At 23.1% G+C, this 17,517-nt stretch carries 20 protein-coding genes; 14 read left to right on the top strand and 6 right to left on the bottom strand.

The window, feature by feature from the left end; translation table 11 throughout:
• Window positions 1-136 precede the first annotated feature (136 nt).
• On the bottom strand, window positions 137-3,010 hold the full coding sequence (locus ACA134_RS01740; protein ID WP_409200462.1) for a hypothetical protein: 2,874 nt from the start codon (window positions 3,008-3,010) through the stop codon (window positions 137-139).
• 211 nt (window positions 3,011-3,221) lie between these two features.
• Between ACA134_RS01740 and ACA134_RS01735 the strand changes: the two genes are divergently transcribed.
• Entirely contained in the window at window positions 3,222-4,550 is a 1,329-nt protein-coding gene (locus tag ACA134_RS01735) for an MATE family efflux transporter (protein WP_409200461.1), read from the top strand.
• A 9-nt stretch (window positions 4,551-4,559) separates the two neighbouring features.
• A complete protein-coding gene (locus tag ACA134_RS01730; RefSeq protein WP_409200460.1) occupies window positions 4,560-4,991 on the top strand; it encodes a hypothetical protein in 432 nt (143 codons plus the stop codon).
• 17 nt (window positions 4,992-5,008) lie between these two features.
• On the opposite strand, the gene ACA134_RS01725 is transcribed toward ACA134_RS01730, so the two are convergent.
• The 3 genes from ACA134_RS01725 to ACA134_RS01715 are packed head-to-tail and all read right to left on the bottom strand — an operon-like array spanning window position 5,009 to window position 6,497.
• A complete protein-coding gene (locus ACA134_RS01725) occupies window positions 5,009-5,374 on the bottom strand; it encodes a putative zinc-binding protein (protein WP_409200459.1) in 366 nt (121 codons plus the stop codon).
• 6 nt (window positions 5,375-5,380) lie between these two features.
• The gene (locus tag ACA134_RS01720; RefSeq protein ID WP_409200458.1) at window positions 5,381-6,160 is read right to left on the bottom strand and encodes a hypothetical protein; all 780 of its coding nucleotides are present in this window, start codon (window positions 6,158-6,160) and stop codon (window positions 5,381-5,383) included.
• Window positions 6,161-6,170: 10 nt separating this feature from the next.
• The gene (locus ACA134_RS01715) at window positions 6,171-6,497 is read right to left on the bottom strand and encodes an ArsR/SmtB family transcription factor (RefSeq protein ID WP_409200457.1); all 327 of its coding nucleotides are present in this window, start codon (window positions 6,495-6,497) and stop codon (window positions 6,171-6,173) included.
• 319 nt (window positions 6,498-6,816) lie between these two features.
• Here ACA134_RS01715 and ACA134_RS01710 point away from each other — a divergent pair, with 319 nt between their 5' ends.
• The 3 genes from ACA134_RS01710 (at window position 6,817) to ACA134_RS01700 (ending at window position 8,738) form a co-directional block, all read left to right on the top strand.
• Window positions 6,817-7,158 carry a GyrI-like domain-containing protein gene (locus ACA134_RS01710; protein WP_409201054.1) on the top strand — a complete coding sequence of 114 codons (342 nt, stop codon included), beginning with the start codon at window positions 6,817-6,819 and terminating at the stop codon, window positions 7,156-7,158.
• A gap of 109 nt (window positions 7,159-7,267) precedes the next feature.
• Window positions 7,268-8,029 (top strand): YoaP domain-containing protein, encoded by a 762-nt coding sequence (locus tag ACA134_RS01705; protein WP_409200456.1) that lies wholly within the window; start codon window positions 7,268-7,270, stop codon window positions 8,027-8,029.
• A gap of 67 nt (window positions 8,030-8,096) precedes the next feature.
• Entirely contained in the window at window positions 8,097-8,738 is a 642-nt protein-coding gene (locus ACA134_RS01700; RefSeq protein ID WP_409200455.1) for a hypothetical protein, read from the top strand.
• 89 nt (window positions 8,739-8,827) lie between these two features.
• Here the strand turns inward: ACA134_RS01700 and ACA134_RS01695 are convergent, their stop codons facing one another.
• Window positions 8,828-9,391, bottom strand: a complete 564-nt coding sequence (locus ACA134_RS01695; protein WP_409200454.1) for a DUF2115 domain-containing protein — start codon at window positions 9,389-9,391, stop codon at window positions 8,828-8,830.
• A gap of 270 nt (window positions 9,392-9,661) precedes the next feature.
• Here ACA134_RS01695 and ACA134_RS01690 point away from each other — a divergent pair, with 270 nt between their 5' ends.
• From ACA134_RS01690 to ACA134_RS01675, 4 genes are all read left to right on the top strand, one after another.
• Complete coding sequence (locus ACA134_RS01690; RefSeq protein WP_409200453.1) at window positions 9,662-10,108, top strand: GNAT family N-acetyltransferase; 447 nt, start codon at window positions 9,662-9,664, stop codon at window positions 10,106-10,108.
• Window positions 10,109-10,272: 164 nt separating this feature from the next.
• Window positions 10,273-12,315 carry a transglutaminase domain-containing protein gene (locus ACA134_RS01685; RefSeq protein ID WP_409200452.1) on the top strand — a complete coding sequence of 681 codons (2,043 nt, stop codon included), beginning with the start codon at window positions 10,273-10,275 and terminating at the stop codon, window positions 12,313-12,315.
• A 211-nt stretch (window positions 12,316-12,526) separates the two neighbouring features.
• A complete protein-coding gene (locus ACA134_RS01680; RefSeq protein WP_409200451.1) occupies window positions 12,527-13,330 on the top strand; it encodes an MBL fold metallo-hydrolase in 804 nt (267 codons plus the stop codon).
• 372 nt (window positions 13,331-13,702) lie between these two features.
• Window positions 13,703-14,422 (top strand): DUF4012 domain-containing protein, encoded by a 720-nt coding sequence (locus ACA134_RS01675; protein ID WP_409200450.1) that lies wholly within the window; start codon window positions 13,703-13,705, stop codon window positions 14,420-14,422.
• A 157-nt stretch (window positions 14,423-14,579) separates the two neighbouring features.
• Here ACA134_RS01675 and ACA134_RS01670 read toward each other — a convergent pair whose 3' ends face one another.
• Window positions 14,580-14,948 (bottom strand): DMT family transporter, encoded by a 369-nt coding sequence (locus ACA134_RS01670; RefSeq protein ID WP_409200449.1) that lies wholly within the window; start codon window positions 14,946-14,948, stop codon window positions 14,580-14,582.
• Window positions 14,949-15,198: 250 nt separating this feature from the next.
• Here ACA134_RS01670 and ACA134_RS01665 point away from each other — a divergent pair, with 250 nt between their 5' ends.
• The 5 genes from ACA134_RS01665 (at window position 15,199) to ACA134_RS01645 (ending at window position 17,247) form a co-directional block, all read left to right on the top strand.
• Window positions 15,199-15,396: a helix-turn-helix transcriptional regulator gene (locus ACA134_RS01665; protein ID WP_409200448.1), complete on the top strand. Its 198-nt coding sequence runs from the start codon at window positions 15,199-15,201 to the stop codon at window positions 15,394-15,396.
• A 2-nt stretch (window positions 15,397-15,398) separates the two neighbouring features.
• On the top strand, window positions 15,399-15,833 hold the full coding sequence (locus tag ACA134_RS01660) for a DUF2178 domain-containing protein (protein ID WP_409200447.1): 435 nt from the start codon (window positions 15,399-15,401) through the stop codon (window positions 15,831-15,833).
• 12 nt (window positions 15,834-15,845) lie between these two features.
• Complete coding sequence (locus tag ACA134_RS01655; RefSeq protein ID WP_409200446.1) at window positions 15,846-16,298, top strand: GyrI-like domain-containing protein; 453 nt, start codon at window positions 15,846-15,848, stop codon at window positions 16,296-16,298.
• A gap of 244 nt (window positions 16,299-16,542) precedes the next feature.
• Complete coding sequence (locus tag ACA134_RS01650) at window positions 16,543-16,857, top strand: hypothetical protein (RefSeq protein WP_409200445.1); 315 nt, start codon at window positions 16,543-16,545, stop codon at window positions 16,855-16,857.
• Complete coding sequence (locus ACA134_RS01645) at window positions 16,858-17,247, top strand: PIN domain-containing protein (protein WP_409200444.1); 390 nt, start codon at window positions 16,858-16,860, stop codon at window positions 17,245-17,247.
• Window positions 17,248-17,517 lie beyond the last annotated feature (270 nt).

Below are 17,517 nucleotides of genomic sequence, written 5' to 3'. Positions count from 1 at the left end.
CATAAGTATACTATAATATATGATTCTTATCATATATAACTGTTGTCATTGATAACAATTATCATTGATAACATATTAAAAATTTTTTAAAAAAAAGAAAAGTAAGAAATAAATTAGTATTTCTTATTATTTAAATTTAAGCACTTACTATTATTTTATTACTAGTACTATATCCATTCCAAGTTGCTGTTGCAATATATGAACCTGGATTCAAATTAATATTTAATTTAGCTAAACCATCATTACCACTTGATATATTATAAAATACACCATTGATATTAATAACAACGTTTTGGTTAGCTAAAGGTTTACCTACACCATCAAGAACCAATACATCATAAGTTTTAGATTCTGAAAATGTTTTATTTAAATCATTACCAATTAAAATAGATTTTACAGTAATATTATTACTTTGATTTAAACCATTAAAACTTGTAGTAATAACATAATTACCTGGATCTAAATTAATATTTAATCTTACAACACCTTTATCATTTGCAGTTCTAATATAAACCATACCATTAATGTTAAATGTTGCATTAACATTAGGTAACCCATTTCCAAAATTATCCAATAGTGTTACATCAAATTGAGAACCATTATGATAATATTTAACTAAATTTTTACTAATAATTGTTGAATTAACAGTAACTAAAGAAATAAAACTTGCATTATAATATTTGTCTGATCCATCAAAATATGCAGAAATATTGTAAACTTTAGGATCTAAATTAATATTTAAATAAACAAAGCCTTTATCATCAGTAGTTCTGTTATAAATAACACCATTAATAGTTAAATTTATTTTTTGACCAATAATAGGATTACCATATAAATCAGTTAAAAGAGCTTTATATTGAGTACCATTTCTATAAAATAATATAGTATTATTTGCAGTTAAATTAACATTAGTTTTAATTATATTAAAATTAATAGATTCATTTTTTTCATTGAAAAGATCATTACCAGAATAATATAATGTAGCATTATAATTACCTGCATTTAAATCAGTTAAATTAAAAGTAGCTATACCATCAATAATATTTGAAGTGTAATTTTTCTTATTTATTTCTAAAGTTATATTACCAGTAGTTGCAGGTTTGATTTCAATAGAAAAACTTTGGTTTTCACTAGCATAAATATCTCCATAAATAAATTTTAAATCTTGAATTATTAATGTAGCATTAGATTCTGCAAATAAATATTTTGAATTTTCAAGGAATCTTATTGTTATATTATATGTTCCTAAAGGCAAAGTAGAAAGATCAAAATAAAATTCACCATTATCTGTATAATTTGTGTTGTTTAATATTCCATTAATTAATAATTCGACATTTACTGATTCATCAACAATAGAAATATTACCAATAACTTTTCCATAACCATAGTCATATTTTTGATCTTTTAAACCAATACTTACTTCAGTTTTACCTAAAACATTATATTCTTTAAAATCTAGTTTTGTATCATAATAATATAGTGTTAAATTACCAATACCTACTTGTATTGGTTTAAAAGATTTTGGTTCGTTTATATAATTTTGAGCAATAAAACTATCTCCATCAATATTTACTAGAATATTTGGTAAATTATCAGAAAAAGTAGTATTTGTATTATTGTAGATCAAGTTTAAATAATATGTTAAATTATCACCAAGATATATTTCATTAGGATCAATTAATAATTTAACTTGAATATAATCATCCAAAGTATAAGTTATATCGCTCAATTCAACATATATTAAATTATCAAAGTTAGGATTATTATCACCCCAGAAATTACTAGATAAATCAACAGTACCGTTTCTAATATAAATTTCAGGCCCATTTTCTCTAGCACTATTATTATAAAATACAGAAGAAGAAATATTTAAGCTTCCAACAAGATAATAGTAATCTCCCCACATAAGGATAGCTCCACCAATACGAGCACTATTTCTTTCAAAATAGCTACCAGTCATGATTAATTGACTACCCCAAATATCATGAATAGCTCCACCATTATTATTAGCTGTATTTTCTATGAAAGTACAATTTGTCATTAAAAGAACACTTGCACGATTATAAATAGCTCCACCACTATCATCTGCATTATTTTCTATAAAATTACAATTTATTGCAGACCAATTACATTCTTCATCAGTAATTGCACCGCCAAGGTAGCCTGCAGTATTTTTTGTGAAATTACTATTTATTACAGTGAAATTACCACCATATAAATTAGTAATTGCACCACCACTACCTTTACTGCCTTTAGCAATATTTTCTATGAAGTTACAATTAATTACTGTTAAATTTTTACATTGCTGATTTTGAATTGTCGCACTATTACCAATTACAGAATTTTTTAAGAAATTACAATTAATTATATTTAGATTATTTGCATAGTTATTATAAATAACTCCTGCACGGAAATTAGCTGTATTATTTGTAAAATTACTATTACTTATATTAAAATTAGAACCATAGTTATTATATATAGCTCCGCCAGTATATGCAGTATTTCCTATAAAATTAGTATTATTTATAGTCATTTGTCCCCTATTATTGTAGATAGCTCCACCAAAATAATTAGGATCTGTACCTGTTGCATTTCCATTTTGTAAAGTCATATTTTCAAGTGTTAAAAATCCACTATTTGTTATTTTGAATATTCTTACACTATTATTCCCATCAATTAATCCATTTTTAATTGTTACTGTTTTATTTATTTCTATACCATTACTAAATAATCCAGTATCATTCCATATCACAGAATCACCATTTAAATCAATTGTAGATTCGTTTGTACCATTTTTATAAATTTCATTATTTAGCCAAGCGAAGTTTTGTACATTATTGTTTAAATTAGCATCTTGATTAATTTCATTATCTATTATGTTATTTTCATCTATTTGTATATCATAATTAGAATTTTCTATATTTTCTGCTGAAATTGCAGAAATTGAAAATAAAATTAAGCTTAAAAATAACATAATAGATAATGTAATATGTATTTTTTTATCAAACACATTTTCAACTCCTATAACTATTATCAAATGATTGTTGTTTAATACAATTGAGTTAAAAGAAAAAAAAGATAAAATTGTATTGAAAATTAAAACAACATGTATAATTATATTCGTTATATCATAAGTAATTTTTGTTAAATAAAAATATTTAAATATAAAATTTCTTAATAGTAAATAATATTTACTAATTATTATTTTAAAGATAGATAAAATGAATAAACTAGAACAAAAAATTTCAACAAACAACTTAATTAGGTTTGCAATACCAACAATAATTTCAATAGTTTTTACAAATATTTATAGCTCAATAGATGGAATATTTGTAGCAAGATTTATTGGAACAGATGCATTATCTTCTGTAAACATAGTATGGCCACTATTATCAATATTAATAGGAGTAGGTTTCATGTTTGGTATGGGAGGAACTGCACTAATAGCTAAAAAATTAGGTGAAAATAATGCTCAAGAAGCAAAAGAAAATTTTTCATTAATAACATTAACAGCATTTATAACTTCCATTATATTAAGTATAGCTCTTTTTACATATAGAAGTGATTTATTATTATTTTTTGGAGCAAATAATCATTTATTTGGATTATGTATGGAATATATGCAACCATTATTAATTATGCTCCCATTTATTGTTACAGGATTTATGTTTCAAGAATTTTTCATTGCTGTTGGAAAACCTAAAATTGGAATGGGGCTTTCAATTTTAGGAGGAATTACAAATATAATTTTAGATTATTATTTAATTTACACATTAAATATGGGAATGAACGGTGCAGCTATTGCAACAGGAATAGCTTTTTCAGTTCCATCAATAATGGGGCTTTTATATTTTACATTTAATAGAAGAAATTCACTTTACTTTGTCAGACCAAAATTCGATAGCCATGCAATAATCAAATCAATGACTAATGGATCATCTGAAATGGTTACAGTATTATCTACTAGTTTACTTGTAATTGTTATGAATAATATTTTAATAAGACTTGCAGGTTCAGATGGAATAGCTGCAGTTACTATTATAATATATATGCAAGGAATATTAATAGGAATATTTTTAGGATACTCATCAGGAATTGCACCAATAATAAGCTATAATTATGGTAAGAAAGATGAATATAAATTAAAAAAGATATTTTCTATTAGCTTAACAATCATTTCTATTATAGCAATAGGAAGCCTATTAATAGGACTTTTCTTTTCTAATACATTAGTTGGAATATTTGTTGATCCTCATACAAATGTATTTAAAATGGCATCCTTTGGATTTAAAATAGCTGCATTTGCATATTTATTTATGGGCTTTAATATTTTCACATCAGTATTATTTACAGCATTTAACAATGGTAAAATATCAGCTATTTTATCATTTTTGAGAACATTTTTATTCCTATTAATATTGTTACTTATATTACCTGGAATATTTGGAGTAAATGGGGTTTGGTATGCAATGCCACTTGCAGAACTTTGTGCTATAATGGTAACTATTTATACATTGAATAAATTTAAAACAAATTATAAATATGCTTAGAGGGGAAAAATGGAGAAAAAAATCAAAGAAATGCATTTGCATTTTCAATCCATTGATAAAACATATGAAAAATATGCAAAATCTGTAAATTTAAATTATATTGAACTTGCAGTATTAGAATTTATTTATCACGAAGAAGACATATGTACACAAAAGAAAATTTCTAATATAAGTCCCTTTTCAAAACAAAGTATTAATGTAGCTATTAAATTTTTCCTAAAAGAAGAAATAATTGAATTAAAAGAAATTGAAGAAGATCGTAGAAATAAAAAAATAGTATTAACTAATTATGGTCAAAAATATGCATCTAAAATTATTGGTAAGATAATAACTGCAGAAGAAAATATATTAAGAAGTTTTTCTAATGAAGAACAAGAGTTAATAATTAAATTTATGAATCAATATGATGAAACATTCTTTAAAAGTTTATTAGATGATTAAATAATATTATTTTTTAATTAAAATTCATCTTTAATAATTTCTTTTAATTTTTTAACAGTTTCTTCGCCAGTTTCACCTAATCTTGCAACTTTACCTGGTTTTAAACTATTTTTTTCTGCAAGTTCCATTATATCAATTGATTTATAAACATCAATATTTTTATTTTTTAATATTTTATTAACACAGCTATTAGAACAACCATTTAAAGCAATAACAGGATACTTATTTAAAAGAGAAGGTGCATAATTACTTGCAGCAGTTGAAGGAATACAAATTGAAATAATATTAGGTATCTCTTCAGATAAATCAGATGCTAATACTCTAGATATCAAACCAAATTTACTCATACCATTACAAGATGCTAGTGAAATCTTATCATTCATAATAAATCATCCTTTTATCTTATCATACACATTTTTCATATTTGAATATCCTTTTAAATAAAATGGGCAAGTTTCAATACAAATAGTACATCCTTGAGTACAACCAATACATGTAGAATCATTTAAATCAGCAATAGTTAAATCTTCATTTTCAAATAAAGCATTTTTAGGGCAATTTTTAATACAACTACTACATTTTTTACAATATTCTTGTATCCATTTATGATTATTATCTAAATTAAATGGTAAATTTTCTATTGAAGTTAATATAGCTGCAATTTTTAATCTTGGGCCTAAATTTGGATTTATAATTAATCCACTTTTTCCTTTATATCCTATTCCTGCTTCTTCTGCTAAAATAGCTAAATCTAATAAATCCTCTTTTGGATGTGCAACTTGTGTTTCAAATCCATTATCTCTTAAATCATCAGAAATATCATATGTTGCATTTCCAAATTTTTCATAAAGTTTATTATTAAGCTTTTGCGCATTAAAACCAGCATTTATAATATCCATACCAATTGGCATAGTTAACACAATTGTATTAAAAAACTTTAAATTTGAATTATTAATTGTTATATTTTTAGGAACTTTTCCATATCCTATATCAATAACTCCCAAATCTTTAGCTTTATCTTCTAATTTTTTTAAAAAACTAAGATCTATGATTTTTTTAGGATTTTTAGGATTATCAATCTTTGATTGATCTGTTACAATAAAATCATTTCCTCCACAACAGCTATTAATATTTGTTTCTTTTATATTACAACATGACTCATTTTTCATTTTATCACAATTATATTATTTTTTCGATATACGGAATTATTTTAGGGTTTTTAAGACTATAATATGTCCATTTACCTTCTTTTCTTGAATTAAGTAAATTTATATTTTTTAGTAATGATAAATGATGAGAAATAGTTGATTGAGGCTTATTTAAAGAAGAATTTATATGACAAACACATAATTCACCATCTTTTAATAAAAATAATATTTTAATTCTTAAAGGTTCAGATAATGCTTTAAAAATATCAGAAATCGATTTTAAATCTTCATCAGAAGGAATATTTTCAATTAATTTTTTTATATCTATTTCATCAGAACAATTATTACAGCTATTCATATATTAAAATATACATATCCATACATTTAAATATTTCGATACGTTAATTTATAAAAATAATTTTTAAAAAAATATCAAGGAAAATATTAATTTTTATTAAATCGAAGAATATTTAATAAAATAATATTTGAAAAAATAAAAATAAAACAATTTTAATTAAGATAATAAAGTTTAAGTTATCAATAATTAATAAAAGAAATTATTATTTAATTAAAAAAGTAATAAGTTTTTGTTTTACTCAAAAACCTTATAAGTATTTGTCAATAAAATTTTATTTAAAGGAGATTAATTTTTTGAAAATAATTGAAATTCAAAAAAGATTATTGAAAAAGAAATAATAGCTACAATAACCGATCAGGGGGATGTTAGAGATGTTATGTATAATATTTGGGAAATTAAAAAATGGATAAAATCTAATCGTCTTGAAAAAGTAGGTAAACCATTTGCAATTTATTATACAGATCCTAAAATAGTTACTTTTAAAAATATGATTTATGAAGTAGGAATTCCTATAAAAAATAAGATTAAAAATAGTGAAAAAATAAAAATAAAAGAAATTCCTCGCCATAAAGTTATATATGCAGTGCATCATGGCCCATATGATAAAATAAAAGCTGTTTATAAAATGTTATATGATGTATTAAATAAAAAAAAATTATGAAGCTATTGGGCCTCCTAAAGAAATTTATTTTAATAGGCTTCCTAAAGTTCTTCCAGAAAATCTCCAAACAGAACTACAAATTTCAATAAAAGATAAATAAGGCAATATTATGGCGAATAAATATATTAATTTAGATTTAAACAATATAAATGATGAACATATTTGTTGTGCAATTACAAATACCAAACATAAACATCATGAAGGAGTTCTAAATAAAAAAAAATGGTTAAAAACTCAAATACCTGAAGGACATGTTTTTAGAAAATTAGATGATAGAGGAAAAGTTTTTATTGAATATTGCCCATTAGAATATGCATATGTACCAATAGAAGGGGAAAATTATAATTATATTTATTGTTTTTGGGTTTCGGGAAAGTTTAAAAAGAACGGACATGGTAAAAACTTATTAAATTATGCTATTGAAGATTCTAAAAAGAATAATAAAAGTGGATTATGTGTAATTACTGGAAAAGATAAAAAATTACCATTTTTATCTGATGGAAAATATTTAGTAAAACATGGATTTAAAGTTGTAGATTCAACAGATTCTTTTAATTTATTAGCATTATCATTTGATGATAATCCATTACCTAAATTTTCAAAAAAAGCTAAGGAAAATAAAATAGCTGATAAAAAAGGAGTAGTTATCTATTACAGTGATGAATGTCCTTATATAAATAATTGTATTTTGGAAATTAAAGAAGTTTGCAATGACGAAAATATTGATTTAAAATTAATTCATTTGGATACAATTGAAAAAGCAAAAGATTCACCAGTTATTTTAAATAATTTTGTGGTTTTTTATAATGGAGAATTTATTACTCATGAACTTTTAAATAAAGGAAGATTTAAAAAGTTTTTAAAAATATAATTATATCAAGATTTTTAAAACTAATATAAGGCTTTAATAATTATATATTAAATAGAAAAGTGAAAAAATGAATGACACATTATCAAATGCAATATCTATAAGAAAAGTTGATATTAATTATTATGTTGATTTAATATTAAAAGATGAAAAGATTCAAAAGGATATTGTAGATTTAACATTAAATCATCCCCATATTATGACTTATTATCATGGATATTATATTTTAGATCAAGCAACTAAATTAAAGCCAGAAATATTTTATAAATATTGGGATGAATTTAGTAGTTTATTAAAACATGAAAATACATACCATAGACAAATAGGAATTGTCCTTTTATCAAATTTAAGTAATATTGATATAGATGATAAATTTTCAGAATGTATAAATGATTATTTAAATTGCTTATATGATAATAAAATTTTAATAGGTAAATATTGTGTGATGTATTTAAAAAATATCTTTAAAAGCAAACCAAAACATAGACATCAAATTATTGATGAATTATTAAATCATAAAAGAAAAACTCCCTATACAGAAAAACAAGAAGCATTACTTGAATTTTATGTTCTTGAATTAATTGAAGAAAATTATCAAGAATTAAAAAATAAAGAGGAAATTAATAAATATATAATTGAAAAACAAGAATCAATTAGTCCAAAAGCAAAAAAGAAATGTAAAGAATTAATCAAAAAATATAAACTAAGCTAAAAGATTGTGATTTTTAAAAAAATTCTTTGGAAATAAATTAAATGTTAAATTCTGCTTTTAAATAGATTTTAACATATTTTCAAATAATATTATTTTTCAGTTTGCTCAGCCATACATAATTGACAAACAGCATGAGGATTCAAACTTTGTAATTCTTTAATAGGGCAATAATAAACACCATCTATTAATTCTACTTTTAAACCACCAGGAAATGGAGTTCCTACAGGATGAATAGGTTCTTTTAAGATAAAATTAGCATATAGTGAACTTAATACATAAGTTAATGGTATTCTACTTTCATTTTTACTTTTTCTTCTTTCATTTGCCCTATTATCTTCAAATTGTTTTTCAAGTAAATCAATAAAATTATTAAACTCCCCAATATCTAATATTTCATCATATATTCTTTTATTATCTTTTATATCTTTTATTATAGTTATATAACAATTAATATATACATTTAGAAATTCTTCACGATATCTTTGTTGAACATGTTGTACATCGTCTTTTAATAAAATTGAGCCTGCCATTAAATCAAATACAGAAATAGTTTTTGAATATTTCTTTAATAATTTAAATAAATCTTCTTGATTAGTAGATCCTGTTTTACTTAATTTTTTTAAATCTGTAAAAATCTTTTTATCATCATACATATTATCATAACCAGAAGTGAATTTTTCAATTTTTTTTATAATTTATTTTTAGAAATAACTTTTTATTACTGTTTTAAAAGCATTTCATGAATAATAATATATTAAAAAATATATTTATATACTTAATCGTCCCAATAATGTACTAGAAATATTTTTATGACTTTTTATAGTTTAGGATGTAATTATGAAAAATAATAGCAAAAAGGATAATCTAGTAGATAATAGCTTAATTCTAATAAAGAAATACATGAAATCAAAAAAATGATTTATATGAATATACATCTTATAACTAAAAATAAAAAACGATATTTAGATTTGTTACTGTTAGCTGATGAAAATGAGAAGATGATAGATAAATATCTAGAGCTTGGAAATCTTTTTGTTTTGTGTGATGATGATTTAAAAAGTTTATGTGTTGTTGTATCAAAAGATAATAGCTATGAAATTAAAAATCTTGCAACAAAAATAGAATATCAAAATAAAGGATATGGAAAAAAGCTAGTTAATTTTGTTTTAGATTATTATAAAAGAAAAAATAATTTTAAGCATATTTATGTAGGTACAGGAGAAACTAAAAAATTAATGAATTTTTATCAAAGTTTAGGATTTAAAAAAGCCTGTAAAATAAAAAATTTTTTCATAGATAATTGTGATATTCCTATAATTGATGAAGGAAAACAAATAAAAGACATGATTTATTTAAAAAGAAATTTATAATAAACATAGCACTAATATCACTGTATTTTACAAATAATTAATTATTTTATTAAAAATACTAATTTAAAACATTTATCAAAGATAGATAAATATTTATAATATTAGAATAAGATTAATGAATAATAATAATGTTTTGAATAAATTATAGGAGTTTCAAAGAAATTATGAAAATTATAACAATATTCATAGTAATCTCAGTACTATTTTTTTCAATAGGACTTGTTTCTGCAGAGAATAATTTTACAGCATTAGAAATCCAAACTGAGGAATCTGATAATAATCAGAAAATAATTTTAAATAAAGATTATGACTACAAAAATAGTGATTATTCTCGTGATGAAAATTTTAATCCACTAGAGACAATTATTAACTTCAATATTACTGAAAAAACTGATGTTAATTTGAATACTAATAACATTTCTATGATTTATAAAGACGGAACAAAATACTCGGTGACTTTAACTGATTCTGATGGATATCCAATATTTAATCAAACTATTTATATTACTATAAACAATGCAACATATAATAGAACCAGTGATAAAGAAGGTATTGTTAGATTAAATATAAATCTCGATCCAGGTAACTACATTGTAAATACTTACTTTAATGGAAGCGATATATACAAAAATGCAACAATAACTACTAGTTTACTTATTAATTCAACCATAATTACAGATGATTTGGTAAAATATTATCGTAATAATAGTCAATATCATATAACAATTATAAATACTACAGGTAATCGAGTAGCTAATGCAGTAGTTACTTTAAACATAAATGGAATAATATACACTAGAACCACAAATAAAGAAGGTATTGCAAGATTAAATATCAACCTCAAACCAGAAGAATATATTATTACTACATCATACAACGGATTAAGTGTAAGTAATACAATAAAAGTTTTATCCACAATAAAGTCCAATGATATTAAAAAATATTATAAAAATGGGACACAATACCATGTACAAATAGTGGACGGTAAAGGTAATCCATTAAATGGTGTATCAGTTGATTTAAACATAAATGGAGTGATATATACTAGAAAAACTGGTGTTGATGGATTTGCAACATTAAATATAAATCTCGATCCAGGAGAATACATTATTACTGCAACTTTCAATGGTTTAAGTAAAAGTAATATAATCAAAATATTGCCAAAACTAATCGCTCATGATTTAAATAAAATATATGGAGAAAATAAAAGCTATGATGTACAAGTATTAGATGGTAAGGGAAATCCTATAGCTAATACTGATGTTACATTTAATGTTAATGGAGTATTTTATATTAGACAAAGTAATTTAAATGGAACTGCTAGTTTAAACATAAATCTTAATTCAGGAAATTATATCATAAGCTCTTATCATAATGGTTCTTCAATTTCAAATACAATACATATTTTATCATATAATAGCATACTTAGTGCAAATAACATATATATGGTTTCTAGTGAAAACCGTGTATTTAATGTTCATTTAACAGACCTTAGAAAAAATCCAATAGCTAATGGAACTATTTCTATAGAAATGATTCAATATAATATAATTTATAATACAAATAGTTTAAAATGGAATTATGAATATATACAAAAAAATAGCTATATATTAAATACTGATAATGAAGGGAATGTTTATTTAAATGTGTCTAATCTTGTTCAAGGCCATTATGTTTTAACAGTAAGTTATAATGGAGATAGTGAAAATTATCCTGCCGATCCAATTACAAATACTATAAATGTTGTTGGTTTATCAGAAAATAATGGAAAAGGAAATTCTATTTATAATGGAGAGTCTTTATCTGAATATTTATCTCCTTCAACAGATGTACAATCAACAAATCCAATCATTATTAATTTAGCCAAGCAAATAACAGCAAATTGTCCAACAAATACTGAGAAAGCATTTGCTATATTTGATTATGTTTCAGCTGAAATCGAATATGAATTATATGGTGGTACTAAATATGGTGCTTTGAGAACTTTAGAACTTAAGAAAGGAAATTGTGTTGATCAGGCACGATTAATTGTTGCACTTGCAAGAGCTGCAGGCATTCCTTCAAGACATGTTCAAGGACCAAGTCATGTGTGGGCACAAATTTTAATTCAAGAAGAAAATATATGGTTAATTGCAGATACAACAACTGATCGTTGTAGTAAATTCGGATTTTGGAATATGTTTTCAGGAACTTCATATTTTGCATAAACATATATTTTTAAATACTTTTTTTTATTTTAGAGAAAATTTTTTTATAAAAATGTTTTTAATAAACAATACATAAATATTTATACAATTAAGAGAAAATAAGAATTAAAAAGATATTATTATTATTTCATAAATAGTTAATTTAAATTTATAAATATTCTATTTTTAAATTATTTTTCTAAATATATATTTAATTAAAGGATGAATCAATTTGAGCTTAAAATTATCTGTTTTAGCAAGTGGATCTAGTGGAAATATCACTTACATAGAAAGTGATGAAACTTCAATATTAATAGATGCAGGTCTAAGTAAAAAGAGGACTGAAATTCTTTTAAAGAAAATTAATAAGAATTTAAATGATATTGAAGCTATTTTTGTTTCTCATGAACATATAGACCATATACGAGGAGTTGGAGTTATTAATCGTTGTTATGATACTTCAATTTATGGAAATAAAGATACATTATACTGTGATAAATTTAAAAAAGCTACAGGAATTATAAATCAAGATTCATTAAAGATTATAGAATCTGGTGAAAGCATTATTTTAGATGATTTAAAGATTACTGCATTTTCTACTAGTCATGATTCTATTAACTCTCAATTTTACATGATTGAACATGAAAATAAAAAATTAATATGTTTAACTGATATTGGCCATGTAGATCCAGACCTTATATCATTAATTAAATCTGCAGATGTATATTTAATTGAAAGTAATTATAATGTAGATTTACTTTTAAATGGAAATCGACCAGAATTTAATAAAAGAAGAATTCTTAGTAAAGTAGGTCATTTATCTAATGAAGACTGTGGAAGTGTTTTATCTAATTGTATTGATGAAACTACACATACTATTGTATTATGTCATTTAAGTAATGACCATAATAATAAATCTATTGCATTAAAGTCAGTTAAGAATGTTTTATCTGAAAATTGTAGATTTTCTTCAAATTCTCTAAATATTATGGCCTTCACTCAACAGGACGATCCTACTGATTTCATCAATGTTTAATAATTATATTAGAACTATAAATAGTATAATGAAAACAAAGTTTATATGTTTGAATTTTACATAGCTTTACTTTTAGTTATGTTTACAAATGATTTAATATGGAATTTTAATTAATAACATTATTTATTTTATATTTATTAAAACCCTGTTTTTATAACGAAAAACTAAATAAAATAATAATTCTCCTTTATAATATTTTATAAATAATGTATAAAAACATTTATATTAAATTAAGACCTAATATTTAATGTAATAAATATCAAATCTAAATTATATCATTAATTATTCTATTGAATCAAAACTATGTAATTAATGAAAATAAATAAGAAAGTAAATAATTTTTAAACTTTTATTTTAAATAGACCGATTATTATGAAAAGGACAAATAAACTCATCATAGGAAATCTTATTGTAATTATCATTGGATTATTAGCTATAGTAGGAGGTACTTTCTTAAGTGGTCCTGATTTGACTTTAGATGATAAAAATATATTAGTATTGGCTAGTGATAAAGACGAACAACCTGGTGGCGGTGTAGATATGGCATATATGGTTCATTTGGAAAATGGAAGTTTAGTAAATTATACTCCAATATATCCTGGAGGAATGACACATCCTACAGAACCTGCTCTAGGAAATCTTGGTGGGCCTATGTATCTTCATGATTGTTTATGGAATGGAACAGGACCAGGAATGCAATATGCAAAAGAAATTGTAGAAGCTAATACTGGAATGCATTCTGATGCAGTAGTAATCATATATGATGATGGATTAGATGCAGTTATAGATTCTATTAGACCAATTACAATTAATGGAGTTGAAACTGAACTTGGTGCAACAGATATTGTAAGACAAAATGATAATTATTCAGGATATGAGGGCAGAGATAGTGGAATAACAGGAAATATGTCAAGAGGAGATGCTGTGATGGTATTAGCTAAAGCACTCTCAGAAGCTGCTACAGATCCAGATAAAAAGGATTCTATGATTAAGGCTGCACTAGACGAATACTCCAAAGGAAATATTGTAATGACTCCTGAAGGGTCTTTTGCACGTTTAATGAGTGTAAAAGGATTTGAAAGCATCTTATGAACTTAAAAAATTAAATTCCTAATTATTTTTCTTTTTTTAAAAAAAACTTAACCATGTAGCATTTTACATAATTTTATTTTTATTTAGACTTTAATAACTATTTTAAAATATTATTTTTATTGAAATTTCGTTGAGTAGCATATATTTAAAAAATTAATTAAGAAGATAATTTTAATCCAACTATTCCTCCAACAATCACAACAATGCAAAAAATTCTAAAAAATGTTTTTGGTTCTCCGAAAAGAATAATTCCTGCAATAGATACTCCAACTGCACCAATTCCAGTCCATATCGCATAAGCTGTTCCCATAGGAATATCTTTAATAGCTAAAGATAAGAAAATCAAACTGACAATCATGAGAATAATTGTTACAATACTCATTAAAATATTTTGAAAGCCATTAGACATTTTTAATGCTAAAGCCCAACCAATTTCAAAAATACCAGCTAATATTAAAAAAATCCATTGAATCATCATCATATGTTTATCATTTAGATATATAAATATAACTTTTTTAAATATCATAAAAACATTATATTAAAAATAAATTTTAATATGAAATCCATAATCAAAACATTCTTAACATTACTACAAATAACTAATAATTAAAATAACCTAATAAGTTGCTTATTTTTATTTAATAATTTTACATAATTCTACTTTTAGGTAAATTTTAGAAGTGATTTTAATATACTATTTTAATTAATTTTAAATATGAAAAAAATTATAATATGTATGTAAAGCTAACTTTACGTAAAAAAATGGTTTTGAAAAATTGAAAAATAATCTAGAAAGTTTAAGAAAAGAAAAAAATATTAGTCAAGAAGAATTAGCTAGTATATTAAAAGTATCTAGACAGACCATTAGCTCATTAGAAAATGGTAGATATAATCCATCAATTATATTAGCTTTTAAAATATCTGATTATTTTAAAAAAACCATTGAAGAGATTTTTATTTATGAAGGAGAATAAAAATGACAGAACAATATGTTAAAAACAAAATAAAATATTTAAAAATATCTATAATAATCGGAATATTACTTTTAATTGTTAGTAATATACTTCCTTTTTTAAATTACACTTTTACAGAAGATAATTTTTGGACAAATATGTTAAGTTGTTGGGGAGCAATTTTCCTAGTAGCTGGACTAGTTAGATGGTATATGATTAAAAAAAATCCTACTTGGGTGGAAACTAATGAAATTGAAGAATATGATGAAAGAAATTCAATTATACGAGGGCAAGCAGCTTATTTAACATTTGTAATTTCAACAATATTTTTAGCTTTAATGAGTACAGTTTTTATTTATTTAGATTATTTAATACCATTATATTTAAGCTTAATTTTACTATTTGGACAATATATTGTTTTTATAGTTTTAATAAAGTATTATAGTAGAAAGCTATAGTAAAATAAATAGGTGATTTATATTAAAGTTCGTTTTGAAAATAGAGATTCATTTAATGTTGTTGGATATGCAGTTGAAACTAATTTAGATTCAGCTGTTGAAGATATTGGCCTACTTTGTGAAAAATATGAAAAAAAATTACTAAAGTTAGCTAATAAAAATCCTTTATATGGAGTTATGCGGTATACAGAAAACCATAATTATTTTTATTTAATAGGTATTGAAGATAATGAAGGTTTAGTGGAAAAAAAGTTGGATAATCCAATTTCTTTAACAATTCCTTCTACAACATTTGCAATAGCTACTCCTCCAAAAAATATGGATTTAATAGAAGCTTGGACAATATATTTTGAATCTAAACTTCCAAATTTAGGATATGTTCCTGATAGTGATCATGGAATATATTTTGAAAGTCATAATGATGATGGAGTTTGTGAATTATGGACACCTATTAAAAAAGAATAATTACCTCAGCAATGTACTTTTTTAATGAATAAATCTCAATTAAAAGAGTATTTTACATAATCCTACTTTTAGGTAGACTTTATAAACTATTTTGACATGAACACAGCAAACTATTCCAATGAGATAATATCCTGCAAATTGAATAGAAATATTTAAATATTTTAATATTAAAATATTAATGTATAAACATATTAAAATATACCATATTTGTTATAAAATTTATAATTTAATGGAGCGTATAAAAATGACAAATGAAACTGTCACAACTATAAAACTACCAAACGAAACTTTAAAAAAAATAAAACTTCTAGCAGTTGAAAAAGGAACTACACAAAAGAAAATAATAAATGATTTATTAAACCAAGCATTAAATAAAACAGAAAATGAAATCACTGAGCTACCAAAATCAGAAGTAATAAATCATAAAATGCCAGGATATGACCCAAAATATAAAGGAAGTTTAGAAAATATTATCGGTATTGTTGAGGTAGATAATCCTGAAAAAATAGATGTTCAAGAGATTAAAGATAGTATACGCATGAAAAAAGGTTTGTATTAAATGTTATTTTTAGAAACAAGTTTTATAATTAATTTAGAAGTTTCAAAACTAGAAAATCATGAAAGAGCTAAAGAAATAGCTTTAAAATACAAAAATGAAGAAAAAATAATAAGTAAAATGGTATTGTATGAAACTATGACAGTATTAAGAAAGTTAAAACAAAATGATGCAAAATTAAAAAAAGTCTATAATAACTTGATTAATTCTGAAAATATAAAAATATTTGAAGACGTTATTTATTATGAAAAAGCATTAGAAGAAACTTTTACTAATCCAATTGGCTTTTTTGATAATCTTAGCCATATAGTGATGATAGCTAATGATATTAATAAAATAGCTAGTTTTGATCTTGATTTTGATATATTCACAGATATAGAAAGAATAGGATAAAAATCATAATAATAAAAAAGTTATAATTTTATTATTCAATTAAAATATATAAATCAAGTAATATTTAAGATGTTAATAAATATAATTCTGAAAATTCTACTTTAAATAGCCACTATTTTTTAAAAATAAAGCTTAATTAGAAGAGTATTTTACATAATCCTATTTTTAGATAGACTTTAGAAACTATTTTAGATATACTATTTTCATAAGTACTATTATTAAAACAATAAATAGTAAAAAACATGAAAACAAAGAAAGTTGAGAATTTAA

Origin of the sequence: Methanobrevibacter sp. DSM 116169, from assembly GCF_046197865.1 — an archaeon.
GTDB lineage: Archaea > Methanobacteriota > Methanobacteria > Methanobacteriales > Methanobacteriaceae > JAHKLT01.
This window is presented reverse-complemented; position numbering and strand designations above follow the sequence as displayed.